This is a genomic window from Actinoplanes sp. NPDC026670 (assembly GCF_040638175.1).
Taxonomy (GTDB): domain Bacteria; phylum Actinomycetota; class Actinomycetes; order Mycobacteriales; family Micromonosporaceae; genus Actinoplanes.
The window spans coordinates 189,448-214,618 of record NZ_JBEZXU010000003.1 but is presented as its reverse complement, the minus strand read 5'-3'; the positions used below and the strand labels follow the sequence as shown (position 1 = coordinate 214,618).

At 67.7% G+C, this 25,171-nt stretch carries 36 protein-coding genes; 30 read left to right on the top strand and 6 right to left on the bottom strand.

Annotated elements, in window-relative coordinates:
• The first annotated feature begins 13 nt into the window (after positions 1-13).
• The 10 genes from AB0E94_RS04475 to AB0E94_RS04430 all read left to right on the top strand — a co-directional run bounded on the left by AB0E94_RS04475 (position 14) and on the right by AB0E94_RS04430 (position 8,416).
• Positions 14-862 (top strand): phage tail family protein, encoded by an 849-nt coding sequence (locus tag AB0E94_RS04475; RefSeq protein ID WP_360322426.1) that lies wholly within the window; start codon positions 14-16, stop codon positions 860-862.
• Complete coding sequence (locus tag AB0E94_RS04470; RefSeq protein WP_360322423.1) at positions 863-2,497, top strand: hypothetical protein; 1,635 nt, start codon at positions 863-865, stop codon at positions 2,495-2,497.
• Positions 2,498-2,513: 16 nt separating this feature from the next.
• Positions 2,514-3,200, top strand: coding sequence for a hypothetical protein (locus tag AB0E94_RS04465; RefSeq protein ID WP_360322420.1), 687 nt, complete (start codon positions 2,514-2,516; stop codon positions 3,198-3,200).
• Positions 3,201-3,213: 13 nt separating this feature from the next.
• Complete coding sequence (locus AB0E94_RS04460) at positions 3,214-4,263, top strand: fibronectin type III domain-containing protein (protein ID WP_360322418.1); 1,050 nt, start codon at positions 3,214-3,216, stop codon at positions 4,261-4,263.
• Positions 4,260-4,568: a DUF2746 domain-containing protein gene (locus AB0E94_RS04455; protein WP_360322415.1), complete on the top strand. Its 309-nt coding sequence runs from the start codon at positions 4,260-4,262 to the stop codon at positions 4,566-4,568. Before AB0E94_RS04460 ends, AB0E94_RS04455 begins: the two co-directional genes overlap by 4 nt.
• Positions 4,565-4,972, top strand: coding sequence for a deaminase (locus AB0E94_RS04450; protein WP_360322412.1), 408 nt, complete (start codon positions 4,565-4,567; stop codon positions 4,970-4,972). The genes AB0E94_RS04455 and AB0E94_RS04450 overlap by 4 nt, the downstream gene beginning before the upstream one ends.
• A gap of 2 nt (positions 4,973-4,974) precedes the next feature.
• A complete protein-coding gene (locus AB0E94_RS04445; RefSeq protein ID WP_360322409.1) occupies positions 4,975-6,504 on the top strand; it encodes a hypothetical protein in 1,530 nt (509 codons plus the stop codon).
• Positions 6,501-7,094: a DUF4082 domain-containing protein gene (locus AB0E94_RS04440; protein ID WP_360322406.1), complete on the top strand. Its 594-nt coding sequence runs from the start codon at positions 6,501-6,503 to the stop codon at positions 7,092-7,094. Before AB0E94_RS04445 ends, AB0E94_RS04440 begins: the two co-directional genes overlap by 4 nt.
• 65 nt (positions 7,095-7,159) lie before the next feature.
• Positions 7,160-8,035, top strand: a complete 876-nt coding sequence (locus tag AB0E94_RS04435) for a M15 family metallopeptidase (RefSeq protein WP_360322403.1) — start codon at positions 7,160-7,162, stop codon at positions 8,033-8,035.
• 33 nt (positions 8,036-8,068) lie between these two features.
• Positions 8,069-8,416 carry a hypothetical protein gene (locus tag AB0E94_RS04430; RefSeq protein WP_360322400.1) on the top strand — a complete coding sequence of 116 codons (348 nt, stop codon included), beginning with the start codon at positions 8,069-8,071 and terminating at the stop codon, positions 8,414-8,416.
• Between the two features lie 52 nt (positions 8,417-8,468).
• On the opposite strand, the gene AB0E94_RS04425 is transcribed toward AB0E94_RS04430, so the two are convergent.
• Positions 8,469-8,810 (bottom strand): hypothetical protein, encoded by a 342-nt coding sequence (locus tag AB0E94_RS04425; RefSeq protein WP_360322397.1) that lies wholly within the window; start codon positions 8,808-8,810, stop codon positions 8,469-8,471.
• Positions 8,811-8,967: 157 nt separating this feature from the next.
• Between AB0E94_RS04425 and AB0E94_RS04420 the strand changes: the two genes are divergently transcribed.
• Positions 8,968-9,447: a hypothetical protein gene (locus AB0E94_RS04420; protein WP_360322394.1), complete on the top strand. Its 480-nt coding sequence runs from the start codon at positions 8,968-8,970 to the stop codon at positions 9,445-9,447.
• An 83-nt stretch (positions 9,448-9,530) separates the two neighbouring features.
• Here the strand turns inward: AB0E94_RS04420 and AB0E94_RS04415 are convergent, their stop codons facing one another.
• Positions 9,531-10,208, bottom strand: a complete 678-nt coding sequence (locus AB0E94_RS04415; protein ID WP_360322387.1) for a hypothetical protein — start codon at positions 10,206-10,208, stop codon at positions 9,531-9,533.
• Between the two features lie 186 nt (positions 10,209-10,394).
• Positions 10,395-10,742 carry a helix-turn-helix transcriptional regulator gene (locus AB0E94_RS04410; RefSeq protein WP_360322384.1) on the bottom strand — a complete coding sequence of 116 codons (348 nt, stop codon included), beginning with the start codon at positions 10,740-10,742 and terminating at the stop codon, positions 10,395-10,397.
• 274 nt (positions 10,743-11,016) lie between these two features.
• Between AB0E94_RS04410 and AB0E94_RS04405 the strand changes: the two genes are divergently transcribed.
• From AB0E94_RS04405 to AB0E94_RS04330, 16 genes are all read left to right on the top strand, one after another.
• Positions 11,017-11,262: a hypothetical protein gene (locus tag AB0E94_RS04405; protein ID WP_360322381.1), complete on the top strand. Its 246-nt coding sequence runs from the start codon at positions 11,017-11,019 to the stop codon at positions 11,260-11,262.
• The gene (locus AB0E94_RS04400) at positions 11,253-12,221 is read left to right on the top strand and encodes a hypothetical protein (protein ID WP_360322378.1); all 969 of its coding nucleotides are present in this window, start codon (positions 11,253-11,255) and stop codon (positions 12,219-12,221) included. The genes AB0E94_RS04405 and AB0E94_RS04400 overlap by 10 nt, the downstream gene beginning before the upstream one ends.
• A gap of 115 nt (positions 12,222-12,336) precedes the next feature.
• Positions 12,337-12,810: a hypothetical protein gene (locus AB0E94_RS04395; RefSeq protein ID WP_360322375.1), complete on the top strand. Its 474-nt coding sequence runs from the start codon at positions 12,337-12,339 to the stop codon at positions 12,808-12,810.
• A gap of 557 nt (positions 12,811-13,367) precedes the next feature.
• The gene (locus AB0E94_RS04390) at positions 13,368-13,820 is read left to right on the top strand and encodes a hypothetical protein (protein WP_360322372.1); all 453 of its coding nucleotides are present in this window, start codon (positions 13,368-13,370) and stop codon (positions 13,818-13,820) included.
• A gap of 102 nt (positions 13,821-13,922) precedes the next feature.
• A complete protein-coding gene (locus AB0E94_RS04385) occupies positions 13,923-14,735 on the top strand; it encodes an AAA family ATPase (protein ID WP_360322369.1) in 813 nt (270 codons plus the stop codon).
• On the top strand, positions 14,732-14,890 hold the full coding sequence (locus tag AB0E94_RS04380; protein WP_360322366.1) for a hypothetical protein: 159 nt from the start codon (positions 14,732-14,734) through the stop codon (positions 14,888-14,890). Before AB0E94_RS04385 ends, AB0E94_RS04380 begins: the two co-directional genes overlap by 4 nt.
• A complete protein-coding gene (locus tag AB0E94_RS04375; RefSeq protein WP_360322363.1) occupies positions 14,883-15,251 on the top strand; it encodes a hypothetical protein in 369 nt (122 codons plus the stop codon). Before AB0E94_RS04380 ends, AB0E94_RS04375 begins: the two co-directional genes overlap by 8 nt.
• Positions 15,248-15,628, top strand: coding sequence for a CHC2 zinc finger domain-containing protein (locus AB0E94_RS04370; protein WP_360322360.1), 381 nt, complete (start codon positions 15,248-15,250; stop codon positions 15,626-15,628). The genes AB0E94_RS04375 and AB0E94_RS04370 overlap by 4 nt, the downstream gene beginning before the upstream one ends.
• Before the next feature lie 28 nt (positions 15,629-15,656).
• Positions 15,657-16,139 (top strand): toprim domain-containing protein, encoded by a 483-nt coding sequence (locus tag AB0E94_RS04365; protein ID WP_360322357.1) that lies wholly within the window; start codon positions 15,657-15,659, stop codon positions 16,137-16,139.
• Entirely contained in the window at positions 16,133-16,429 is a 297-nt protein-coding gene (locus tag AB0E94_RS04360) for a hypothetical protein (RefSeq protein WP_360322354.1), read from the top strand. Before AB0E94_RS04365 ends, AB0E94_RS04360 begins: the two co-directional genes overlap by 7 nt.
• Positions 16,420-16,641: a hypothetical protein gene (locus tag AB0E94_RS04355; protein WP_360322351.1), complete on the top strand. Its 222-nt coding sequence runs from the start codon at positions 16,420-16,422 to the stop codon at positions 16,639-16,641. The genes AB0E94_RS04360 and AB0E94_RS04355 overlap by 10 nt, the downstream gene beginning before the upstream one ends.
• Positions 16,641-17,834 (top strand): hypothetical protein, encoded by a 1,194-nt coding sequence (locus AB0E94_RS04350; RefSeq protein WP_360322348.1) that lies wholly within the window; start codon positions 16,641-16,643, stop codon positions 17,832-17,834. Before AB0E94_RS04355 ends, AB0E94_RS04350 begins: the two co-directional genes overlap by 1 nt.
• A gap of 13 nt (positions 17,835-17,847) precedes the next feature.
• On the top strand, positions 17,848-18,180 hold the full coding sequence (locus AB0E94_RS04345; protein ID WP_360322345.1) for a hypothetical protein: 333 nt from the start codon (positions 17,848-17,850) through the stop codon (positions 18,178-18,180).
• Positions 18,177-18,560 (top strand): hypothetical protein, encoded by a 384-nt coding sequence (locus AB0E94_RS04340; protein ID WP_360322342.1) that lies wholly within the window; start codon positions 18,177-18,179, stop codon positions 18,558-18,560. The genes AB0E94_RS04345 and AB0E94_RS04340 overlap by 4 nt, the downstream gene beginning before the upstream one ends.
• Positions 18,557-20,719 carry a ribonucleoside-triphosphate reductase, adenosylcobalamin-dependent gene (gene nrdJ, locus AB0E94_RS04335; protein ID WP_360322340.1) on the top strand — a complete coding sequence of 721 codons (2,163 nt, stop codon included), beginning with the start codon at positions 18,557-18,559 and terminating at the stop codon, positions 20,717-20,719. The genes AB0E94_RS04340 and nrdJ overlap by 4 nt, the downstream gene beginning before the upstream one ends.
• A 481-nt stretch (positions 20,720-21,200) precedes the next feature.
• A complete protein-coding gene (locus AB0E94_RS04330) occupies positions 21,201-21,527 on the top strand; it encodes a hypothetical protein (protein ID WP_360322337.1) in 327 nt (108 codons plus the stop codon).
• Positions 21,528-21,588: 61 nt separating this feature from the next.
• Here AB0E94_RS04330 and AB0E94_RS04325 read toward each other — a convergent pair whose 3' ends face one another.
• The 3 genes from AB0E94_RS04325 to AB0E94_RS04315 all read right to left on the bottom strand — a co-directional run bounded on the left by AB0E94_RS04325 (position 21,589) and on the right by AB0E94_RS04315 (position 23,284).
• Positions 21,589-21,819 carry a DUF397 domain-containing protein gene (locus AB0E94_RS04325; RefSeq protein WP_360322334.1) on the bottom strand — a complete coding sequence of 77 codons (231 nt, stop codon included), beginning with the start codon at positions 21,817-21,819 and terminating at the stop codon, positions 21,589-21,591.
• The gene (locus AB0E94_RS04320; RefSeq protein WP_360322331.1) at positions 21,819-22,646 is read right to left on the bottom strand and encodes a helix-turn-helix transcriptional regulator; all 828 of its coding nucleotides are present in this window, start codon (positions 22,644-22,646) and stop codon (positions 21,819-21,821) included. Before AB0E94_RS04320 ends, AB0E94_RS04325 begins: the two co-directional genes overlap by 1 nt.
• Positions 22,647-23,161: 515 nt before the next feature.
• Positions 23,162-23,284 carry a hypothetical protein gene (locus AB0E94_RS04315; RefSeq protein WP_360322328.1) on the bottom strand — a complete coding sequence of 41 codons (123 nt, stop codon included), beginning with the start codon at positions 23,282-23,284 and terminating at the stop codon, positions 23,162-23,164.
• 233 nt (positions 23,285-23,517) lie between these two features.
• Here AB0E94_RS04315 and AB0E94_RS04310 point away from each other — a divergent pair, with 233 nt between their 5' ends.
• The 3 genes from AB0E94_RS04310 (at position 23,518) to AB0E94_RS04300 (ending at position 25,159) form a co-directional block, all read left to right on the top strand.
• Entirely contained in the window at positions 23,518-23,751 is a 234-nt protein-coding gene (locus AB0E94_RS04310) for a DUF397 domain-containing protein (protein WP_360322325.1), read from the top strand.
• A gap of 121 nt (positions 23,752-23,872) precedes the next feature.
• A complete protein-coding gene (locus AB0E94_RS04305; RefSeq protein ID WP_360322322.1) occupies positions 23,873-24,232 on the top strand; it encodes a hypothetical protein in 360 nt (119 codons plus the stop codon).
• Between the two features lie 63 nt (positions 24,233-24,295).
• Complete coding sequence (locus AB0E94_RS04300) at positions 24,296-25,159, top strand: cupin domain-containing protein (RefSeq protein ID WP_360322319.1); 864 nt, start codon at positions 24,296-24,298, stop codon at positions 25,157-25,159.
• The last annotated feature ends 12 nt before the right edge of the window (positions 25,160-25,171 follow it).

Below are 25,171 nucleotides of genomic sequence, written 5' to 3'. Positions count from 1 at the left end.
GCACATCACCCTCGTGAGCAGCACGGACGTCCTCAACCTGGACGACGTGCTGAACTTCGGGACCGGCGCGCAGGCTCTTGCCGGCGCGACCGGTCTCGGTCTCCCCGAGGTCAGTGCGCAGTGGATTGAAGGCGCGGGCGACGGTGCTGTCTACCGTGGCTCGCGCCTCCGCTCGCGCGACATCGACCTGCCGATCTATCTCGCCGCGAAGGATCGGCCGCGCCTACAGGAGCTGCTGGCCCGGCTGGAGAAGATGCTCGCCTCCGGCGAGTTCGCCATGCGGTGGTACGAGGACGACGGCACGTACTGGTCGACCAACGTCGCCTGGCAGGCCGGCGGCGGCTGGACGTACGGGCTCGACACCACGGGCGAGACAGACCTCGCCACCGTGGTCACCCTGCGGGCCGGCTCGCCGTACTGGACCTACTCGGTCAGTGCGACCGAGGTGGTGCGCAACTCCGGCTCCGGGCGCGGCCTACTCAACGGGTCGCTGACCAGGATGCGGCTGAGTGCGTCGCAGGCCATCGGCACCATGACGCTCAACAACGACCGGGCCACCGCTCCGAGCTATCCCGTGTGGACTGTGCAAGGTCCCGGCTCCAACTTCATCGCCCGTTCGCCGTCGGGCCAGCAGCTCCGTTGGACCGGCACGCTGGCGACCGGCGAGCGGCTGATCCTCGACGCCCGCAAGGGCACAGCGGTCGACGGCACCGGTGCCAACCGGTACAGCCAGCTCGCGCCGGCCCCGAAGTTCTGGCCGGTGTTGCCTGGCACGACGACGGCAACCGCCTCGCTCGAGGGAACGACCACGGCCAGCTCGATCTCGTGCACGTGGCAGCCACGCCGAAGGGCGGTGATCTGAGTGCGTCTCGATGATTTGACGGTCGAAGTCCGCGACCGCAACCTCAACCGGGTCGGGCAGATCCGCCCGGAGGAGTTGGACCTCGAAGCCGAGGAGGACTTCAACAACGTCGGCACCTGGACGCTGAAGCTCGCGGTGGAGCATCCCCTCGCGGGGGTGCTCCGCACGCCGGGCTCCGGCATCATCGTGACCGGCCCGACCGACGTGCTGTTCTCCGGCCCGGTCACGCAGCCTCAGTCCGAGGCGACCGCGACCGATCCTCGCGGCACGCTCGCCATCAACGGCGTCACCGACTCCATCCTGCTGATGGACTCCCTGGCGTATGCCGCGCCCAGCTACGACCCGTCCGACATCATGTTCCCCATCGCAGTGGGCGCAACGGAGGACAAGCGGACCGGCCCGGCCGAGTCGCTGATGCACGCCTTCGTCAGCTCGAACATCGGACCGAATGCGCCGGCATCACGCCGGGCCGGCACGCTGCTCGCCAAGCTCACGATGGGCGCGAACGGTGGGCGCGGCGCGAGCACCACCAAGAGCGCGAAGTACACGAAGCTCGGCACGCTGCTCTCCGAGCTGGCCGCGCCCGCCGGCCTGGGCTTCCGAATCATCCAGCGTGGCGCGGTTCTGGTCTTCGAGACCTTCGCCGTAGCTGACCGCAGCGCCACGATCCGGCTTGACATCTACAACTCCACGCTCGCCGGGCACAAGGTCGTCGTCGGCCCGCCGTCTGCAACCCGGGTCTTGGTGCAAGGCAAGGACATCGTCGACAAGGTCACCGATCCCGACCTGGCGCAATTCCCTCCCATCCGCAACTTCGTGTCCGCCTCCAGCACCTCGAGTCTCGCGGCCGAGTCTGAGTGGGGCCGCCGGATCGAAGTCTTCAAGGACGACAGCTCCCACGACACCCGGGCCGAGCTTCAGCAGACCGGGCTGGAGGAGCTGGCGGAGAAGGGCCTGACCACGCTCAGTGTTCAGGCCGTCCCGATGGAAGACAGCTCGATGCCATACGGCGTCACATGGAACCTGGGCGACAAGGTCGCAGTCGTCGTTGAGGACCAGGAGCTGAGGGCCACGGTAACCGGCTTCGTCCTCAAGGCGAACGCGGACGGCACCAAGCTTGGTGCGCTGATCGGAGACCCGACCGGTTTCTCCCGGGCGCGGGGTGTAGTCAAGCGGATCACCACGGTCGAGAGTCGAGTGCTCGCCCTGGAAACCCGTGTCGCGGCACAGGCGTCCACGACCGCCGTGCAGCTCGCCTCGATGACGGCGACCAACACGTCTGGCTGGATTCCGCTGACGATCGACTCCGGATGGAAGGCGTGGAATTCCACATACCCACCCGCCTACAAGATCATCAATGGAGTCGTCTACTTGCGTGGCCTGTTCCAACGCGGCCCGACCGACCTGGCGATGAGCGCGGGCAGCAGCTACATCCTCGGCTCCCTACCGAACGCAGCGCGACCCGTGGGCGGCAGCGGAGCGGAGTGGTACTTCCCAGCCAATACCTCGTCCGCCGTGCTGCACGACGTCGTCATCTGGCCGGGCGGCGACGTGCGGCTGCGTGCCAAGGCCGCAGTGACGGCAAGCGCCAACAGCACCTGGATCTCTCTTGCCGGGCTCTCCTGGCCTCTCTGATTTGGAGGACGCCTTCGTGGCGATTACCGCATTCCCCTTCGACGACCAGGACACGACCGAGTCGCAGTTCTCCCAGTGGGCGCGTGAGCTGCAGGACTCTGGCGTCGCCGACGCGGCCGGCGGCACCGGCTTCCGGGTGACCGGCGGTGGCGGCATGGCAGTCCAGGTGCAGCCAGGCGTCGGGTTCCTGCGCGGCCACCTACTCGTCTCGACCGCCATCGAGACCGTCGCCATCGAGGCGGCCGGCACCTCGCAGCGCGTCGACCGCATCGTGCTGCGCATCGACCCCACCACGAACGCCGGCACGCTGGCGGTACTCAAGGGCACGGGCGGCAGCTCGGCTGCGGCGAACCTGACGCAGAGCGCGGAGGGCGTCTTCGAGGTCAGCCTGGCGCTGGTCACCGTGCAGGCCAACGCGACCACGATCGACGCCGCGATGGTCACCGACAATCGCAGCTTCACCGGCAGCCGCACCGGCTCCTGGTCGACGTCGACCCGGCCGACCAGTCCGCGCCGGCACAAGCTCGGCTACAACTCGACGAACAGCTCCTGGGAGTTCTGGACCGGCTCGGCCTGGCAGAACCTGGTCGCCAGCACGGCGGAGAACTCCAGCCAGTGGGGCGGCTTCGAGCTGATCGTCTCGGTCAACCAGCCCTCGGTGACGCCGCTGGCGAACCGCATCTGGATTCAGCCCACCACCTGATCGGAGGTCCACAGTGGCTATCACCTGGGGCTCCTACAACGGGAACCTGCGCTTCGGCATCGACCTCTACACCAGCACGCCGAGCACCAGCTCCACCAGCGTCACGGTCACCGCGAAGCTCTACATCCAGTGCTCCGACGGCTGGCGCTTTGACGACACCCAGACCTATTCCTGGCAGGGCGGGTCGGCCAGCTTCTCCAACACCCTGTCCGACGGCGCGAGCAAACTGCTCGACACGGTGACCTCCACTCGGGCCATCGACTATGACGGCACCGGCTCCGTCACCTACTCGGCCAGCCTGAGCGGCGCGTACAACGGCGCGAAGCCGACGCACTCCCGGACCATCACGCTGCCCAAGCGCCCACCGTCGGTGCCGTCCGCGCCGCCCGCTCCGGACGTCAGCTCGATCACCGCGACCTCGGCGTACTTCACCTGGGGCACGCCGGCCACCAACGGCTCGAGTCTTACGGGCAACGCCGGCCAGGTGAGTACCAGTTCCTCGTTTATCTCTATCGCCACGAGCTGGTCGGAGTCCGGCTGGAACGGCCAGAGCGTCACCGGCCTGGCGAAGGGCACCGTCTACTACGTCCGCGTCCGGGCGCAGAACGGCGTCGGCTGGTCCGGCTGGTCCGGTGCTCGGCAGTTCGAGACCGCCAGCACCACGGCATCCGCGCCGGGCCTGAACGCCATCTACGACATCGAAGCGCAGGCCGCCTGGTGGTCGTGGAGCGCGCCCAGTGATGCCGGCGGCGAGGCCATCACCGGCTACGAGATCCAGCGCGCGACCGACTCCGGCTTTACGCAGAACGTCGTCAGCTTCATCGACGCGGCGACGCCCGCGAAGATCTCTGGCCTCGTGCCGGGCACCACCTACTACACCCGCATCCGCGCGCGTTCCGCCGCCGGCTCGGGTGCCTGGTCGAACGTCCGGAGCTTCCGGACGCTGTCCGCGCTGTGGATTGGCAACGGCTCCGCCTGGAAGCCCGCGCTGGTCTATGTCGGCAACGGCACGAGCTGGGTACTCGCAACGGTCAAGGTTGGCGACGGGACGAACTGGAAGTGACTAACCTCGTGGAAATCCTCGCCCTCGAAGCCCCCGTCCAGGCGGCCATCGTAACGACCTTCGGCACCATCGCGGTCGCCCTGATCGGCATCATCCTGGAGCTGCTGCGCCGCAACCACAAGAAGCTCGGCGCGGTGAAGGACCAGGTGCAGAACAGCCACTCGACGAACCTGCGCGACGACATCGACGTGGTGATCGCCGAGCTGCGGGGCCTGCGCACCGAGGTGCGCCAGGAGCGCTCCGAGCGGTTCGACTACGAGCAGCGCACCAACGAGCGCCTGACCCGGATCGAGCGCTCCCTATGACAGATCGCGTCCGACCGTCTTGGGACGACTACTACCTCGGCATAGCCGGGGCGGTCGCGGCGCGAGCTGACTGCACGCGCCGCCAGGTCGGCGCGATCGTCGTGGCCGACAACGTCGTGCTGTCCACCGGCTACAACGGTGCGCCCTCGGGCCAGCCCGGCTGCCTCACGGCCGGCGCATGCCCGCGCGGCCGGCTCTCCTACGACGAGGTCGCCGCCGGGGACAGCTACTCCAGCGGGGCCGGCACGTGCATCGCGGTGCACGCCGAGGCCAACGCACTGCTCCGGGCTGGGCTCGCCAGCCGGGGCGCGACTTTGTACCTCACCGACGCGCCGTGCGACGGCTGCTCGCGCCTGATCGCGGGGGCCGGGATCGCCCGCGTCGTCTACCCCAAGGGGGACTGATCGTGGCCTACCCGTCGAGCCTGCGCACCGTGGTGGTGCGGGGCCGCTTCATCACGCACCCGGACGGCACGCCGGCCAAGGGCAACATCAAGATTGTCAACGCCTACTTCGTGCAGGGGCCGGGCGTCGACATGATCCTCACCCCGTTCGAGGCCAAGGCCGCACTGGACGCCACCGGCTCGTTCTCGCTGACGCTGCCGGCCACCGACGACCCGGACTGGACGCCGGCCGGCTGGACGTACGCGGTCACCGCGATGGTCAACGGCAAGTCGCTCAAGGCCCGGCTCGCCCTGGCGCACGACGGGCCGGCCCAGGTCGACCTGGCGGATGTGCTTAACGCCGAGCCGGTCGACGAAGCGCCGACCTTCTACCTGGTCGCCAGTCTGGCCGGCGCACCTGGTGGTGTCGCGCAGCTCGGCGCGGACGGCAAGGTGCCGGCGGCGCAGCTCCCCGATGTCCTGGCTGGCGAAGTCGCCTGGCCCGACGTGACCGGCAAGCCGGAGTCCTTCCCGCCAGCCGCTCACAGCCACGCCTACGGCTCACTGATCGGCACCCCTTCCTCGTTCCCGCCCGCGCCGCATTCGCACGCCCAGGAGCAGATCACCGGGCTGACGGAGGCGCTGGCGAGCAAGGTCGACGACGCCGAGCTGGAGGCGCTGGTCGACGACCTCGACGAGGTCCACACCGAGCTGCGCGCCGGGATCGCCAGCAAGGCCGACGCCGGCCACAGCCACTCCTTCGCCAGCATCACCGGCAAGCCGGCGACCTACCCGCACGCGACGATCCAGTGGTCCGAGATCGAGGGCCGGCCCAACCTCGAGCCGACCGACGTCACCTGGGACGACGTGCAGGGCAAGCCGACCGCGTTCCCGCCGGCCGCGCACGGGCACGCTACGAGCGAGGTGACCGGTCTGGACGCCGCGCTGGCCGACAAGGCGAGCACCGGCCACAGCCACGCCTACGCCGACATCACCGGCAAGCCGAGCACCTTCACGCCGGCCGCGCATGGGCACGCCACCTCCGAGGTGACCGGCCTCGACGCCGCGCTGGCGGCCAAGGCCGACGCCTCGGCGCTGTCCGCGTACGCCACCACCAGCTCGGTGACCACGAGCCTGGCCGGCAAGGCGAACAGCTCGCACACGCACGCGGCCGGCGACATCGGCTCCGGCACCCTGGCGACCGCCCGGGGCGGCACCGGCCTGTCGACGTTCACCGCCAGCTCGTACCTGCGGGCGGCGTCGACCACCGCGCTGGAGTTCCGCACGCCGGCCCAGGTGCTCTCCGACATCGGCGCGGCGGCCAGCTCGCACACGCACACGGCGTCGCAGATCACCGACCTGTCGACCACGCTGTCGAGCTACGCCACCACCAGCTCGGTGACGAGCGGCCTGGCCGGCAAGGCGAACACCAGCCACACGCACACCCGGTCGCAGATCACCGACATCGGCCCGGCCGTCATCGTGCTCGGCCCCAGTGACGCGGTCCCGGCCGGCACGGCGGCGGGCACGGTGATCATCCGGAGGGCGTCGTGAGCAACATCTTCGGCAACGAGGTGCCGGCCACCCCTGATGGTGCCGACAGCTCGCCGTACACGCTGGGCACCCGCTTCCGCGTCACGACGCCCGGCAAGATCTCGCACATCCGCTGGCGCGTCCCAGTCACGTCCCAGGCCGAGGGCATTCACATCGCCCTGTTCGACGAGGACTGGACGGCGCTCGGCTTCCGGCGTGGCATCTCGACGTCGGGGACCGAGGGCACCTGGGCGGAGTTCGCCCTCACCGCCCCGATCTCGGTGGTGACCAACCGGCTCTACACGGCTGCGGTCTACACCCCGAACCGCTACCCGGCGACGAACGCCTACCCGTGGCCGAAGACGTCCAGCGACGGCTACCTGGTGACCGACGCTCCGATTGCGGGCTTCTACAACGGGTCGTGGGACCTGGCCTACCCGACCGACAGCTACCAGTACACCTCGTACTTCGTGGACGTTCGGTTCACCGCTGACTCGGTGACCCCCGCTGGCCCGACAGTCTCCGTCTGGAACGGCACCGCTGAGGTCGCCGCATCCACCCGTGTCTGGACCGGCTCGGCCGAGATCGCCGGCTCCATCGCCATCGCCTGATCAATTTCCCGGCCCCGCTCACATCACGGTGGGCGGGGCCTTCGTCATGCCCAGGAGGCATCACAGTGGCTAAGTCCCAGAACGGCTGGTCGGCCGGCACCGCATCGCAGATCGGCGGCCTCGACAACTCGTACATCCCCGGCACCAAGATCAAGTTCCCGCCCGGCGTTCGCAAGGGCGATGTCGCGGTCGTGCTGTTCTACGTCGCCGAGCGGTTCCACAAGACGGTCGAGCCGCTGCGCCCCGGCTGGAACTGGGGCCACAACTACCGCGTGATCCGGGGCGCGACCGCCCTGAGCAACCACGCGTCCGGCACCGCGATCGACCTCAACGCCCCCGAGCACCCGCTCGGCAAGGCGAACACCTTCTCGGCCAAGCAGGTCAAGGCCATCCGCGTGATCCTCGCCTTCTGCGAGGGCGTCGTCCGCTGGGGCGGTGACTACAAGGGACGCAAGGACGACATGCACTTCGAGATCGTCAAGAACGCCGCAGCGGTCAAGAAGGTCGCCGACAAGATCCGCAAGCTGCGCGCCCCGAAGCCGCCGGCCGCGCCGGCTCCCGCCCCCAGCAAGCCGAGCATCCCGGCCAAGCCTGCGCCCGCGCCGGCCAAGCCGGCACCCGCCAAGCCGGCGAAGCTCAAGGAGGACGGCGTCCTCGGCGCGACCACCATCAAGCGCTGGCAGCAGGTGATGGGCACCAAGGCGGACGGCAAGATCGACAGCCCGAGCGAGCTGGTCAAGGACGTGCAGCGCCACCTCAACGCCAAGGTCAAGGCGAAGCTGGTGGTCGACGGCAAGGGCATCGCCCAGAACAGCAAAGCGACCAAGACCATAAAGGCCCTGCAGCGCTACCTGGGCGTGAAGGCCGACGGCAAGCTCGACAAGCCGACCTCCGCAACCGTGAAGGCGCTGCAGAAGCGTCTCAACTCCGGCAAGTTCTGACAGATCACGTCCAGAGAGAAGGTCTCCACCCCAGTGAACGACTCCACCAAGCGCATCATCCGCACCGCGTTCCAGTCCGTGCTCGCCGTCGCCACCGTCCTGCTGGCGATCGTGCCGCTGATCCTGGACGCCTTCAAGGCGGCGCTGTCCGCCGAGCAGTACGCCGTCCTGGCCGGCGGCGCGGCGGCCGTCGTCGGCGTCGCCAGTGCGGTGGCCCGGTTCATGCAGAGCCCGACCGTCGTGGCCTTCCTCGACACCTACGCCCCGTGGCTGAGCACCAGCGTGCCGGTCGAGGACCACATCGGCGACGACATCGACCCGGACGCGACCGTCATCATCGAGCCGGTCGACGAGCTGGCTGGCGACGAGCAGCGCGCCTGACCTGCTGAAGTAAAGAGCCCCGCAGCCATCTGGTTGCGGGGCTCTTTCGCTGTCACTGGGTCTTTCGGGGGATCTTATCCGGGTCCGTCACGGTGATGCCCCGACGTCGCGGCGCGGTCTTCTTGGCCGCCGGCTCCGCCTTCGCCCCGGCCGCTTTCTTCGCAGGCGCAGCCTTCTTGGCGGGCTGTCGCGGCGTCGTCGCAGGTTGTACGCTCAGACTCTCGACAGCCGGCGCAGTGGCAGGCTGAGCTGCGAAGAACGGACGCAGAGGCTTGTCGTGCTCATCACACAGCACTGTCGTCACGCTCTGTTCGCCGTCGTCCAGCGTGTACGTCTTGACCTTGCGGAAACGATCTTGGCAGACGTCACAGACGGTGATAGTCAGCTCCACCATTAAGGCCCCTTTAAGGAAATGACCGGTCGCTCACTTGACAGATCACGTGTCTAAACAGGTGTTCCTGTTGACCACAGATCACGTCCGACCTACCTTGGTACGTGTCAAGCGAGACCGTGTAAACGGTGCCAAGGGTACCCAGGGGTGGGAGAGCACGATGCCGAAGAGTCTGGTCCAGAACCACCAGGAGCTGGACGAGTGGATCACCTCGGGGATGCTCTACAACGAGATCATCGAGATCTACCGCGAGAAGTACGGCATCGAGCTGAAGCCGGCCATGCTGGCGAACTACCGCAAGCGGCGCGGCCTACCGTCGCGCCAGGTGCGTAGCAACCTGGTGCCTCGCAACCTCGAGCCGGTACACCGGGGCCGCTACATCCTCGACATGCTTCGCCTTGTCGCGCGCGACCGCGCACTCAAGGACGAGAGCCTAAGCGAGACGGACCGTAAGTTGGTCAAGCCGCTGAGCGAGCGCGAGCAGACCCGGATGGACGCCTTCCTCGAGAACCTCGCGGCGGCCGACGCGGTCGTCACCTACGAGGCCGACACCGAGGACGGCTTCTACTACGTTCCGCGCACCGAGGCGGACCAGGACATCGTCCGATACGTCGGCATCCATGCTCCGGTCGACGAGTGAGCCGGCCCGGCCGGTGCTGGCCGGCGCAACACGAAAGCCCCCCGCTCTGCATATCGCAGCCGGGGGGCTTTCTCGTGGCACCACTATGCCGCCAGCTTCGCGGCGGCCATCGCCAGCACCTGGCGGTCACTCGACCAGGCTGACCAGCCGTCACCTTCAATCTGGTGCGCGCCGACCAGGTCGGTCGCACGCGGGCCGCTGTCGCCCTGCTCCTCTTGTGCGTCATCGCTGAGCCAGACCGACATGGCCGATTCCTGCACCTCGTTCGGCCGGTCATCGGCGTAGAAGCCGAGCGTCACGTAGTCGATGCGGTCCTTGTACGTGTACGCCGACACGTGCACGGCGGTTTTGTCGTCATCCATCAAGCACGCCTGCGTTGAGCCGGACGGCCCGGTCACGCAGGTCCACCCGGTTGTGAGTTCGCGGTACGTGGCGTTCTGAAAGGGATCTGCGGCGAGCGCCGCCGTGGGAGAGAAGAAGGCGACGCACAGCGCCACCACGCCGGCAATCATCGCCGCCATGAGGGAGGCAACCTTCCGCCGGCCCCGCTGCAGGGCGCGACTCAGCCGCGACGGCTCCGGGGGAAAGGCAGGCGATGCGCTCAGCGCCCACCGATGGATGTCGGAGGGCAGCTCCCCCGGCATGGCGTTCCACAGCCTGTTGACGGCCTTGCGGTAGGACAGCTCAGGGTCGATGAACGCGATCCCCTCCGCCCTTATGACGATGACCTCCGCACCCGTCTTCACCCGTACGATCTTCACCTTTGGTCCGTTTCCCCGTTCTGGCAGCGCAGCCGGCCTCGTCGTGTGAGGCTGCGCCTGCGTCCTCCTGCCCTGGTGAGCCGACCTTCGGCACACAAGAGCCGTTCTGAAGATCTTTTACTGAACCGGTCCACCGGGGTGGCACGGAACAGCCGAACGGCCAGCGGAGTCTATCGAACGTATGTTCTAATGAGTGTCGCGGTGCTGCTTGAGTAGATGCTCGACCAGCGCGCTAACGCTCGCCTGCTGGTCAGGGGAGAGCTGCTCGAAATGGGAGATCAGAATGCGTGTGCCGTCGGGCGTGTCGACCTCGGCGACGTGGTACCCAGCAGCCTGCTGTGCAGCCCGGGTCACCGTGGTGATGTCGGCGCGCATGCCAGCGGCTAGCTTCTGAAGACTCTCCGGCTTGGGCATGGCGGTCAGCGGCTTGGCGACGTACTGTCCGACGGTCGCCTTGGGCAATCCGCCACGCTTGGCGATGTCTGCGTAGCTCTCGCCAGTTCGTTCCTGGTATTCCCGAATCAGACGCGCCAAGGCATGAGTCTGTTCCGCCACTGTCTGTCCCGATCCGGTGGTGAGAGCCCGCTGACGGTAGACCTTTCGGTCAGGCCGCACCGTACCTGAGTTCATTCCCGTCTGTCAGGAGCATCTCACCGTCTGTTCGCGCTGGACGATCACGTGTTCGAGAGATAGCGTTCACGAGCCGCCTCGAGAAGATCACATTGAACCGAGGTTTGCCCACCCCACCAGCAGTATCGCCTGGCGTGAGCTACAACTGGACGCCGGACGTGATTACACGGGAGCTTGAGTGACGCGACGGACCGCTACCACCGACGGCCTGGCCGAGCTGTTCATCGACCACGAGGAGTGGGACCTATGGGTGGACGTCTCACCTAACGCGACCGCGAAGACGTGGGCCGAGATCACCTTGACCGCCGGGCTGCAGGGCCTGTGCCTGCTCAACCCCGACACGGAGATGCGCCCCGAGCACATCGAGGGAGGACTTGTCCGCCACTACCTGGGCTACACGGAGGTAACCGACTCGTGCCCCTGACCATCATGAGCACCACCGAACTGCGGACGCCGCCCAAGGACGAGCCATTCGTTCCGGGCGGCGTCCCGCGTGACGGCCACGACCGCCCCGTCGTCGTGCCGGAAGAGGGCGGCAAGCCGATCGCCCTGACGCGCATGACCACCCGCATCGGGTCGCTGGAGGAGAAGTCCAACCTCGAGCGTTACTACAAGCGGATGGTGCTGCGCGGGGCCAGCTTCATGCAGGCCGAGCTGAACCAGGTGCGCCGACTCGACCCGGACGACCCCAAGGACAAGCGCGAGCTGAACCGGCTCGCCGCCAAGGCCGAGGAGCTGTCCGGCGCGAACGACAAGCGCGAGCGCGGCACCTGGCTGCACGGGCTCAGCGAGCACGTCGACCGGGGCGAGGAACTGCCGGCGGCGGCCAGCGAGTCCGACCACCGGGACATGGCCGCGTACAAGGCGGCGACCGCGATGCTCAAGGTGATCCACATCGAGGAGCTGACGGTCTGCCGCGCGCTGACCGCATCCGGCACCCCAGACCGCGTCTGCTTCTACGACGGGCTGGACCCCGACGGCGAGCCGGCCGGCAACCTGATCACCGACCTGAAGACCGGCAGCGTGGAGTGGGGCGAGCTGAAGATGGCGATGCAGCTCGCCGGCTACAGCCGCTCGAAGTTCTACGACCACCGCCGCTTCATCGTGCCCGGCTACGACGACGAGCAGGACCGGGCCAAGCGCCTGGCCGCGCTGTCGAAATGGAAGACCCGGACGACCTTCTCCGCCGAGGAGGCCGCCGCCGCGTACACCGATCTGCCCAACGTCAACCAGCGCTGGGGCCTGATCATGAACCTGCCGGCCGGCACCGGGGTGTGCACGGTCTACTGGATCGACCTGACCAAGGGCTGGAAGGCGGCGCTGCTCGCCGACCAGGTCCACGAGGTCCGCAAGACGAAGGTGCTCCAGCCCTTCGCTGCCTGAGTTGACAGATCACGTCCTAAATGAGGCCGAGGCCACATTGACATGGGAAGCGTGGACGCGATCTGTCACCGAGCTATCGTTGGGGCATGAGCCACGGAGAGGGGAACAGCGCCGAGTGACCACCACGGCAGAGCAAGACGGAGCGCCCGGAACGATCGGCTACACGATCAAGTACGGCAAGGGCTACGAGGACACCTGGTTCAACGCCAGGGGCACGGTCCCGCAGGTCCGGCAGATGGTCATCGACACCTTCGGCATGAAGCCCGAGGACGTCGAGGGCCTGACGCTCAGCGAGATCGTCACCAACGCAACCGCGCTGGCCCACGCCAAGGGCAACCTCGGCAAGGGGCTCGGCGGCCAGGTGATCAACACCGGCCACGCGAGTCGCGAGAGCGCCGCTCCGGCCCGCTCCGCGCCGGCCCAGGCTCAGGCCGAGGAGCCGCCCTCCAAGGGCCTCATCGAGGCGCTGGGTAAGGCGGAGACGGTCGACGAGCTGAAGCGGCTCTGGGCTGAGAACCAGCCCCTGTTCAGCGAGCCGGGCGTCATGGACGCGTACAAGGCTCGCGGCGCGAAGCTCACCGGCAAGTGAGGCGCGGCGGCGTCGAGCTGGCGGTCGCGGTCGTGATCGTCCTGCTGATCGGCTTCGCCTTCTGGTCGCGGGCGTTCGCGCCGTGCGGCTTCTTTAACCTGACGCCCGTCAAGGACGTCCCGGCGCGCTGCCTGATGCAGCGCTGAGAGAGGAGCACCACCATCTCTTCCCTGTTCGCGGGCCTGATCTCCAAGGAGCAGCCGGCCCCCATCCAGACCACCGAGAACCTGCTCTACGACGCGGCGGCCGGCGCTCACGCGCTCGCCGACTACGCCACGCAGGGCTTCTCGGAGGCGGTCGCCAGTCTCGAGGCGGCGGCCGACCAGCAGGACCAGGTCGCTGCGGACGCGCAGGCGACCATCGACGAGCTGACCGAGCTGCGCGACGACGCGATCTCGGACGGACGTCGGAACCGCGAGCGGGCCGCCAAGCTGCGCGACCTGCTCGCCTGACACACCGAACCACCCGCAGTCGGACGTGACAGATCACGTCCACAAGCCAGACGTCAGACAACTGAATCGCAGGCCATAGCGAGCCTGCAGAAAGCGAGTCTCCCAGTGGGTCTCAACATCGTCGCCCCGTCCTCGTTCGCCGGTGGTTCCGTCTTCAAGCCGAAGGACCACATCTCCGACGTCGCGTTCCTCATCGAGCCGAAGTCGATCGCCCGCCAGCAGCCGAACACCTACCAGGGCAAGACGACCTACCGTGACGAGGTCACGGCGGACATCACCGTCTTCCGCACCCTGGAGTCGCTGGAGAAGGGCGTCCCGGACGAGGTCATCAAGGCCACCCGGGTCGTGCACGGGATGCTGAGCGACACCCTCGAGAAGGTGCTCGCGGCTGGCCCGGACAACGCGGTCGCCGTGCGGCTGGACAAGGTTCCCACCCAGTCGGGCGCGGGCTTCGTCTGGCGCGACCTGGACGCGGAGAAGGCCGGCCTGGTCGGCGCGTACGCCGAGAAGCGGGAGGAAGCCATCAAGGCTGCCGTCGCTGAGGCTCCGTCCTTCTGACAGATCACGTCCTGAGTGGGGCGGCTCGCAGCTCGCGGGCCGCCCCTGGTCCTTCGCACTCAGTAGGGAGGGAAACACCGAGTGCTTACCGCAGGACGCAGCTTGGCTCTGAACGCTGAGTCAGGCAAGGAGCTGCCCCGGGTGCCGGCGCTGGAGTCGCTGTACCGCCGGGGCGTGAAGTTCCGCCAGGGCATGGTCGTCATGATCGCCGGCCGCTCCGGCACACAGAAGTCCGGCCTGGCCCTGTTCCTCACCGCCCAGATGGGCCTGCCCTCGCTGTACTTCAGCGCGGACATGAGCGCCTTCACGGCGTCGAGCCGGCTCGCCAGCATGGCGACCGGCGACCTGGGCGAGGTGGTCGAGGCGGGCATGGCCGGCGAGGGCCGGCAGAAGTACATCGACGCTCTGGCCGACTCCAACATCCAGTTCAGCTTCGGCTCGCCGATCACCTGGAAGCAGGTCGACGAGGAGCTGGAAGCCTACGTCGAGCTGTGGAATCGCTTCCCCAGCGTGATCGTCTTCGACAACCTCATGGACTTCGAGGGCGCGGAGAGCGACTACACCGAGCAGATGGCCGTCATGCAGTCGGCCACCGAGCTGGCCCGCTCGACCGGCTCGACGGTGATCCTGATGCACCACGCCAGCGACAAGACGTGGGAAGCCAAGCAGGACCCGTGGATGCCGCCGTCGCGTGACCAGGTCAAGGGCGGGCTGAGCGAGAAGCCGGAGCTGGCGCTGACCGTGGCGCTGGACCCGCACTCGATGGAGTACCGCATCGCCTGCGTCAAACAAAGGATGGGGCCTTGCGACCCCACCGCGAGGAGCTACGCCGTCGTCTGGTGTGAGCCCGAGCTGACCCGCTTCCACGCCACCTCCCCGATGAACCGGGGCAACGTGATCGGACTTCCCCGGTGAACGAACGAGATCTCGCAGAGAAGCTGATCCGGCTGACCGGGGAGAACCCGCCGTCCGGCCTGGTCCAGCAGGCGGTCAAGCACTTCGGCCTCAACGAGGAGCGGGTGTTCCGGCTGATCAGCCTCGCCAAGGTCAAGGTGACCTGGGATGAGTAGCCCGGCGGCGAACAAGCGCAAGGGCGCGGCCTTCGAGATCGAGCTGATGAAGGGCTTCCGCGAGGCGGGCTTCGACATCGAACGGCTGCGGCTTGCCGGCAAGGACGACGAGGGCGACCTCGTGATCCGGGGCGGCAACCTGGTCGTCCGCTACACGGTGATCGAGGCCAAGTCGGGCGCGCTGCACCCGGCCGAGTTCGTCCGCGAGGCGCGTACGGAGCGGCTCAACTTCGCCAAGCACCGTGACGTCCCGGACGACAACGTGCAGGCCATCGTCATCGCCAAGGCGCGCGGCAAGAACTGGCGCGATGCCTACGTGCTCACCACGGTCCGCGACTACTTCCGGCTCGACGAGCTGTGAGCGACGAGCGTCCGGACCTCGCTGCGGTGCTCGAGCACTACGAGGTGTTCGTCCACGCAGGACGCAACTTGCAGATGGTCAAGTGCCCGCTGCACGAGGACCGGACGCCGTCCTGCTCGATCAACCTCACCCGCCAGCTATGGAACTGCCACTCGTGTGGCAAGGCCGGGTCCGCATGGGACCTGATCATGGAGAAGGAGCAGACCGATTTCCGAGGAGCGCGAGCCTTTGCGGCCTCTCAGCGATTCGCAGAGGGAGCAGCTCGAGGAGGCGACGAGCAGGTATCAGGCAGCGCTTACGGCGGACGCCGCCGCGTGGCTGGCCGCAAGGGGACTAAGTCCGCAGGCGCAGGCTACCGCCCGTCTTGGCGTCGTTAGCGATCCCGTCCCGGGTCACGGCCACCACGTGGGCAAGCTCGCCATCCCGTACCTGGACCGCGACGGCATGCCCCTGCAGATCCGGTTCCGCTGCCTGGTCGAGCACGACCACCGCGAGGCCGGCCACGGCAAGTACATGACGCTGGCCGGCGAGCCGGTGCGGATGTTCAACGTCGGCGCGATCCACCGGGCCGGCGACGAGGTCCACGTCTGCGAGGGCGAGCTGGACGCGCTGATCCTCGACCGCGTGCTCGGCCTGCCGGCGGTCGCCATCCCCGGCGCGAAGAACTACTTCGCCCGGCACCGCCGGATGCTGGCCGGCTTCTCCCGGGTGTGGGTCTGGGGCGACCCGGACGACGCCGGGGCCGAGTTCAACAGCAAGATCGTCCGCTCGCTGCGCCAGGCCAAGCAGGTCAACCTGCGCGAGGGCGACGTGACGGACACCTACCTGGCGAAGGGCCTCGACGGCATCTTCGCCCTGATCGGCAAGGAGGCACCGACACCGTGGTGAACAGTCACCGGGCTGGCCGCAAGGACCGACTCGTCAACGTCCCGCGCGAGGAATACCTGACGGTCGACGTCGAGGAGCTGACCGACGCCGCCAACGAGGAGCTGGAGCACGGCAACCTCGCGCTGGTCAAGATCAAGGCGCTGGGCGACGGCATCGAGCTGGCCCGCTACGTCAGCCGGACGACGGCCGGCGGCGAGACCGAGGGCGAGTTCGAGTTCTTCGGCACCGCGCTGACGCACACGATCGACCAGGTCGAGGTCGTGCAGAAGGTGGCCGCCGTATGGGTGTAGCGACCGCCCCGCTCTACGGCAACGCCGGCCCCAAGCTGGCTGCGGCCTGGGCCGCGATGTCGCTCGACGAGCGCGACGCGTTCTGGGCGCACCTGGCCGGCGACACCTCGGCCGAGTGGCTGTCCGACCTGCTCACCCGGCACGGCACCCCGGTGTCGGCCAGCACCATTCGCGCGTACCGGCGGTCCCTGCCGCCAGAGAAGAGGCAGTAGTGGACACGCCCCCCAGCTTGCTGAGCGAGCTGCTGAGCAAGCCGGTCGGCCCGGCCACCCCCGCCAGGCAGACGGTCCCCGAGCGAGACTTCACCCGCCAGGTCGAGGTCACCGGGGACAGCGCCGAGGTCGTCATCAACGCGCCGGTCAAGGTCGGCGAGGACGCGGCCACGGCCACGCTGATCGAGCAGGATCTCGACCCCACCGAGTGGGAGGCGGTCGGCTTCAAGGTCAGCGAGTGGACGCGGCCGAACGGCGAGCCGGGCGTGTCGACGAAGTTCGCCTTCAAACGCCGGGGCAGCGTGACAGATCGCGTCCGGTTCCCGCTGGACGAGCTGCTCGCCACGATCAGGACGCACGAGCCGAGCGGCGCGCGGCCGGCCGGCGACCACGGCGCGGTCATCCTGATCGGCGACACCCAGTTCGGCAAGGCGGACGGCGACGGCGTGGAGGGCACGCTCACCCGGGCCATCGACTGCATCAACAAGGCGGCCGACCGGCTCGAACAGCTCTCCGACTTCTACTCGATCGGCCACGCGCACGTCGTCTTCCTGGGCGACCACGTCGAGGGCTTCGTCAGCCAGGGCGGCGCGAACGTCTGGCGCACCCCGCTGACGCTGACCGAGCAGATCCGGCTGACCCGCCGCATGATGCTGCACGGCGTGCTGACCTTCGCTCCGCTGGTCAGCCTGCTCACCCTGGCCGGCGTGCCCGGCAACCACGACCAGGCCGTGCGGATCAACGGCAAGGGCGTGACGACCTACGACGACAGCCACGACGTCGAGGCGCTGATCGCGGTCTCCGACGCGGTGAAGCTGGCCGAGTCGCGCGGCCTGGACCACGTCGAGTTCTACGTCCCGCAGACCGACGAGCTGACCGTGACGCTCGACGTCGCCGGCACCGTGGTCACCGCCGCGCACGGGCACATGTGGCGGCCCGGCCGGCACTTCGACTGGTGGAAGGGCCAGGCGTTCAACCAGGCCAGCCCGATGCACCAGACCGACCTGCTGGTCGCCGGCCACCTGCACCACCTGGTCGTCGACACCGACGGGCCGCGCACATTCATCCAGGCCCCGGCCCTCGAGTCCGAGTCGACCTGGTTCCGCCATTCCACCGGCACCACGGGTGCCCCGGGCATCGTCCTCGCCCTCACCAAGGACGGCCAGACCAACCTCATCGAGCACATCCGCTAGGAGCGCAGCATCCGTGGCACCCACAACTGAATACCCCGCAGCCGACACCACCATCGACTGGTCCGTCATCACCCCGCTAGTCGAGGAGAAGGCGCGTCAGGCCGCCGCCCACTGCGCCGAGCAGTACGGCAAGCAGACGCTGCTCGACCGTGACGACCTGTTCCAGGAGGCGCTGATCCTGTGCGCCGGCAACGCGGAGCGGGTGCGCGGGTATCTCTCGGCCGGCGAGGTGAACCACCTCTACGTCTGGCTGCGCGGCAAGATCCAGGACAAGGCCCGCACCGAGTACCAGCGCGCCAGCCGGTCGATCTCCTACGAGGTCGCCGTGGAGGCGTGGAGCGAGTGAGCTACACCCGCGAGCTGGTCGAGCGGCTGCTCCCGGCGGTCTGGGACCGGTGGTTCGTCTACTCCGGGCTGGACAACCCGTACAAGCCGGACCCGGACATGCCGAAGGTCAAGGCCAACCCGAAGACCGGCAACACGATCTACGCGTACCTCACCGACATCCACGCCGGCTGGAAGTACGCGCCCCTCTCCCTGGCCGAGCGCCGAGCGCTGTTCCTGCGCTTCGGCCTCGACCTCACGTTGGTCCGCGTCGGCGACCAGCTCGGCATGCGTAAGCAGAGCGCGGCCGAGCTGGTCGATGCCGGCGTGGGCCGGTTGGCCGCCTACCTCAACGGCGACGACGAAGACGACGAAGACACGGAAGCGAGCACCACCGCGTGACCAGCACACACAACTTCATCGACCTCGGCCAGACCGTCGAGCAGGCCCCCGAGTGGGCGTTCGGCCCGTCCGGCGAGGTCGTCTTCCAGCGCACCTACGCCCGCGAGCTTAAGGACGGCAGCCCGGAGACCTGGCCGGACACCGTGCGCCGCGTCGCCGAGGGCAACCTCGCCCTGGTCCACGGCCCCCGCTCGACCTGGCCGGCGAAGGTGCACGAGGAGTACGAGCGCCTGCACCAGTTCATGCTGCGCATGGCGTTCATTCCCGCCGGCCGGCACCTCTACGCCACCGGGGTCAAGGGGCGCGAGTTCCTGTTCAACTGCCACGTCGCGCCGTGGGGCGAGAAGCTCAGCGAGCACTTCGACTTCGTGCTGAACCGGCTCGCTGAGGGTGGCGGCGTCGGCGGGAACTACAGCTCGCGCTTCCTGGAGCAGTACGGTTCGCCGCGCCGGGCGCTGAAGGTGCACGTGGTCTGCGACCCGACGCACCCGAACTACCGGGACATGCTCGACGCCGGCCTGCTGTCGACGGAGTACAGCCCGTCCTGGGTCGGCAGCTTCGAGGTCGAGGACAGCCGGCAGGGCTGGGCCGACGCGGTCACCGAGCTGGTCGACACCTACATGACCGACGACTACGTCCAGCACGAGAACCGCGTGTTCGACGTGACCAAGGTGCGGCCCAAGGGCGCGCGGCTCAAGACCTTCGGCGGGGTCGCCTCCGGCCCGCAGCCGCTGGCCGAGATGCTGCACAAGTTCAACGGCATCCTGAACCGCAGCTACGAGCGCGACCAGCTCATCGGCGAGGACAGCTCGTTCTGGTGGATGGACCACGTCACGCCGCTCGAGGTGATGGAGCTGGACCACGCCCTGGCCGAGTGCGTGATTGCCGGCGGCAAGCGTCGGTCCGCCCGGATGGCGATCGTGCACTGGACCGACCCGCAGGTCCGCGACTTCATCACGGTGAAGCAGGACTCCGGCCTGCACTGGACGACGAACCTGTCGGTCGAGATCGACGGGGCCTTCATCCAGGCGCTCAAGGACGGCGACGAGTACGCCACCGAGGTGCACAACCTGGTCGTCGCCAACATGGCCGCCAACGGGGAGCCGGGGTACTGGAACTCCGAGCTGAGCAACGTGGGCGAGGTCAATGAGATCATCGCCACCAACCCGTGTGGCGAGATCCCGCTGCCCGAGCGGGGCGCGTGCGTGCTCGGCGCGGTCAACCTGGACTACTTCGCCCCGAGCCGGCGCGGCGGGCCGGTCGACTGGCTCGGCCTGTTCGAGGCGCACCGCCTGGCCGCCCGCTTCCTGGTCCGCGCCACGTTCGGCACGATGAACGACGCCGGCCAGAAGCACATCATGGAGATCGAGCGCCGCATCGGCGTCGGCCACATGGGCGCGCAGTCCTTCTACAACAAGCAGGGCCAGCGCTACAGCCAGGTGCACAAGTCCCGCCGCGAGCGGGAGAAGCTGCGCGAGCTGGCCCAGGTCGTCGAGGACGCGGCCCGCGAGATCGCCAGCGAGCTGCGCATCCCGGAGCCCATCAAGACCCGGACCGAGGCGCCGACCGGCTCGACCTCGATGCTGCCCGGCGTCCCGGCGTCGATCCAGGAGCTGTACGCTATCTACTACTGGCGTCGGGTGCGATTCAACAAGAACGTCCCGTTCGAGCTGGGCGAGGTCGAGATGGCCCGCGCCGCCGGCCTGCCCGTCGAGGTCGACGTCTACGACCGGAGCGGCAACACGCTGGTCGTGGCCTACCCGACCCGGGTGAACCTGCTCGACGAGATGGTCGCGCTCGGCTGGTCGGAGGCCGAAGCCCTCGAGATCATCGAGAGCCAGGACCAGGTCAGCCTGGCCGACAAGCTCGCCACGCAGGCCATGTTCCAGACCGAGTACGTGGACGGCGGGAAGGGTCGCGGCAACGCGATCTCCTACACCTGCAACATCGACCCGGACACCGACCCGGCCGAGCTGGACGCCGCGCTCCGCGAGTACCTGCCGTACCTCAAGGGCACCACGGTGATGCCCGACCAGGGCCGGCCGCAGATGCCGCTCGAGCGCATGAGCCCGGAGGAGTACGCGATCTACGCGTACATGGCCGAGCAGGGTGTCGGCTACGACGAGGCGTGCGCGAGCGGGGCCTGCCCCGTCCGCTGACCTGCGGCAATGCCCCTTCCGCTTGACAGAATAGGGAGGGGCATTGCCTGTTCTTTCTAGAGCCTGGTCTAGCGCAATTCCGCTAGAGCCCGAGACTACGTTTACACGCCATTCCGTCAAGCGATTCTTTGCAGCCATGACTGCAAGGTGACCAGCAGGAACACCCGTTTAAACGCCCTACTTGGTACCAGCTAGAGCCAACCTTTGACTGCTGCTCAGAATGGTGTACCGTCGTGGCTCGGGAATGGCGGCAAGATCGACGCCAGACCATCAAGAGATAACCAGGCTCTGCGTGAGCTGTGTCACTCACGCCGGGCACTTGGAGATGATGTGTCCGCATTTAGGCCACGCCATATCCACAGGACCCGACTGCTCCAACAGTGACGTGTCTGAGAGCTGTCGTAGCGTCATTGCACCGGTCCACGAGGGCCTGTGAGCAGGGGGTACGCCGCATGGCGGACTCCCAAGGGGGAGGTAGCGAGTGAGCACGGAAGCACGGGAGATCGTCGACTGGATCTCGGCGGACGGCCTGGTGCGGTTCCTGCCGGTACCCGAGGACAGCACCGGCGGGATCTGGTGCGCGCCCGGCTTCCGGCCGGCGGACGTCGAGCTGGCTCGCAAGGCGGCCGAGGCCGCCGGCTACAGCGCGGCCGACGAGGACGGAGCCGAGGTCGGCTGGGACGACCCGAGCGTCTTCGAGTTCGCCTGCTGCCCGCCCGACATCGACTACGACGAGCAGCTCGCCGCCGGCCGGGACGAGACCGAGTTCCTGGAGTGGTGCACCGTGCTGGTGCCGATCGACCGGTAGATACAGCGAAGCGCCCCACCCCTGCAGCGATGCGGGGTGGGGCGCTCTCTGCGTTGCGGGGTCAGTCGAGCAGACCCTCGTTCTTGACGCCCTCGACGAACGCCGCCTTCTCGGCCGGCGTGAACCAGAGCGCGGGGCTGAGCGGGTTCTTGGAGTCGCGCACCGCGAAGCCGCCGTCCGGGAGGTCGGCCACCTCGACGCAATCGCCGCCGTTTCCGTTCGACCGGCTGCCCTTGCGCCATGTCAGCGTGTTGGGGTCGATATGTCCGTACCCCTTGGTCGGGTCTTCCATCACTTCATCTCCTCGGCTGCCGCCATGATCATCCTGATGGACTCCTGGTGCGGCGCGGCCTTCCCAAGTACGTCTTCCCAGGCATCTCGGTACTGCAAGACCTCACCCTTATCGTCCACGTACAGGGTCCGAGTGAGGAGGTCCACGCACACTACTTCCCCGGCCGCAGTGTCGGCGAAGCGCAACACCTGGAAGCCGCCCTCCTCGGGGGTGTAAGCGCCGGCCGAGTACGGGAGGACTTGCACCTGCACGTTGGGCTGCTCTGCAACCTCGGCCAGGTGAGTCAGTTGCTCATGCATGACCTGCCTGCCACCGACCATCCGATGCAACGCACCTTCGCCGATGATCGCTTGCAGCAGGGGCGCATTCGGTCCTTGCAAGATTGCCTGGCGCTCCATGCGGGCCTCAACGAGTCGAGTCGCCTCTTCCTCATTCTTGCGCTGACGGTGCGCAAGAACCAGCCCTCGTGCATACCCTGCGGTTTGCAGTAGGCCCGGGATGACGTTCGGCTGCCATGCAAGCAGGGCCTCAGCCTCCGCCTCCAGGCCCAGGTACGCGGTGAACTGCCGAGGCAGGACGTCGCGGTAGTCCGTCCACCAGTTCCCCCGCCGGCCGCCTCGGGCCAGGGTGAGCAGGGCCTCGGTCAACTCGGCGTCCTCGACGCCATAGAACGCGAGCAGGGCACGGATGTCCCGAGGTGCGGCGGCAGTCAAGCCCCGCTCGATCCGGCTCAGTTTCGACTTATGCCCATCGAAGCTGGCCGCAGCCTCGTCAAGGGTCCATTGCGGGTTGCGCTCGTCGCCTTCGCCGACCCGCAGCTTGCGCAAGGCCGTGCCGAGGCTCCTTGCACTTGCAGTCCCCATCGCCACCTCCTGTGCAGGGTGTGCCCAGTGTTGCAAATTACGGACACCCTCGGCCCATTGCGTCCCCCGTGCAAGTTGCATACTCCGTTTGAGTTGCACGTCGTGTCTCGTTGCACACAAGAGTTGCACGGCGTACGGTGTTGCACACGAGAGAGTGACGTCCATCCATGATCACCACCCGATCGTGAGTGCTCGTCAGATTCCCGATTGCAAGGGAGGACCGATGCACGCGAGACGCCCACGTAAGTGGTGGAAGCCCTTCGGTCGGACTCGATGCGAATGCGGTCTTCCGTGGGAGTGCATCGAGATCCGTTTGCAGGCAGCCAGAGCACGGCAGGTTGATCCGGCATGGTCGGCTCCAACGCAGCGGCTGTCCGTCGTCGAGCGCGACCGCCAGGTGCAGCGGACCGACTGGCTCACGCCGGCACAGCGCTATCGCGGGAACGGTGGGCGGTGATGTTGGTACCGCGCACCGAGCATCAGCCGGACGACTCGACCTGGGATTGCAGGGCGTGCCACCAGACCTGGCCGTGCGCTCCAGCGAAGGTCGAGTTGGCCGAGCAGTACGGCACGAAGACCACCTCGCTGACGCTGTACCTCATGTCGATCGTGATGGACATGATCAACGCCGAAGTGCCGGGCGACCTGTTCGAGCGAGTGCTCGGCTGGACCGACACGATTAACGACTCCGCGAACGCGGCCTGACGTTAGGCCCCGAGACACCCGGCCCGATCGCCTCCCGTCGAAAGCAGACGACCGGACCGGGGTGCAGGTGCACCACCGGCGCGGGGACCGAATCCCCGCATGGCAGTACCCCTTGAGAGGAGATCGTCTCATGACGGCTCAAGACCTGTACGCCATCGACGCCTCCGGAGTGAACCTCCGGAAGCTCTGTGGCGGCGGCATCACCAACACGATGGAGTCGTGCGTGGCCGCAGCCATCCTGCCGGGCGACGAGGACGCCATCATCATCGGGGACTCGAAGCTCGGCGCTGACTCGCCGACGCTGCGGTTCACTCGCGGCGAGCTGAAGAACTTCTTCGACGCCTTCGAGTCCGGCGACATCTGATCGACGAGGGGCTGGCCGCGCTGCGATGTGCGGCCAGCCCGCATCAAGGGGAGCAATGGCGACTGGAGTGCAGCACTGGCATGGGTACGGGCCGTGGACCGGGCCAGACGAGACCTTCTTGATGAAGAACGACTTCGTGCGACAGCCCGAACACCCGGGATTCATCAGCTCAGAGGTTCCGCCGGTGGCTACCGGGAATTACCTTCTGCGAAGGCGGCAGACCACGCGCCAGACAACCTGGACCGAGGTTGACGAGGCGATGGCCTGGCTGGTCATGAACTACGAGTCGCGCCCGCCTAACCCGATCCTCACCTATGAGCCACTTCAGGCCAAGGTCGAGCACTCGCGCGATGGGCTGCTCAACGGAGCTGACGCGGTGTGGCACTACGCCTTAGCCGGCTGGAGTGTGCTGGTCATGGCCGTGATCTGCTGCCCGCACCGGCACCACACCACGACGCCGTGCCCCCTCCCACCGAACTGACTTCGCCCCTGGGAGAGACCCATGTCCTTGCATATGCTCCTCGATCCCGACACCGTTTCAGAGATGCTGCGGAGCTGGCCGGAGCGTCCAGCTACACACCCGCTCCCGGACAGCAGCCCGCTCGGAAAGCGGCTCAGTGCGCAGACGATCCTCGGCTTCCTCGACGCCGGCTGCGCGCCGGGTGACTACGTCAACGTCTTCTACAAGGGCGAGGGCCTGCACCCCTCCCGGTTCGTGGTCGACGACCGCGTGGCTCCGGCCTCCGTCAACCTGCTCCTGGAGCAGGGCTGCACCTTCCAACTGCGCGAGATGAACCGCTGGCATCCGCCCTTCAGCGCCATCTGTGCGGCGATCCAGGCGGAGACCGGGTACCCGACGTACGTCTCGGCGTTCGTCACGCCGGCCGGCGAGCAGGGGCTCGAGCACCACTGGGACCAGTATCTCGGGCTCGTCGTGCAACTGCAGGGATCGAAGACCTGGGAGCTGTTCGAGCCGAAGGCCGACGCCCCGCATCGTGACCACGCCATGTCCACCAGCATGTGGAAAGACGAATGGGTCGACGAGTGGAAGGGGCGCGGCCCGGACATCACGGTCGAGCTGACCGCCGGCCAAGCCCTCGTGCTGCCTCGCGGATGGGTGCACAACCCCCACTCCAAGAACGCGACCGAGACCAGCGTCCACGTGACCTTCGTGCTCAAGGAGCGCTCACCGCTCTGGGTAGCCGAGCGCCTCATCGCCAGCGCCATCAACGACGACCGGTTCCGCGCGGTCATCCCGCCAGTAGACCTGGAGCCCGGAGAACTGCCGGAGGTCGTCAAGGACGTGCGCTCACTGATGATCGACTACCTCGACCGGCTCGACATCGACGAGATCACACGGGCACTGCGGCACGCGACCGAGAAGGAGACGAGCCACAACCTCCTGTGATGCGGCTCGTCT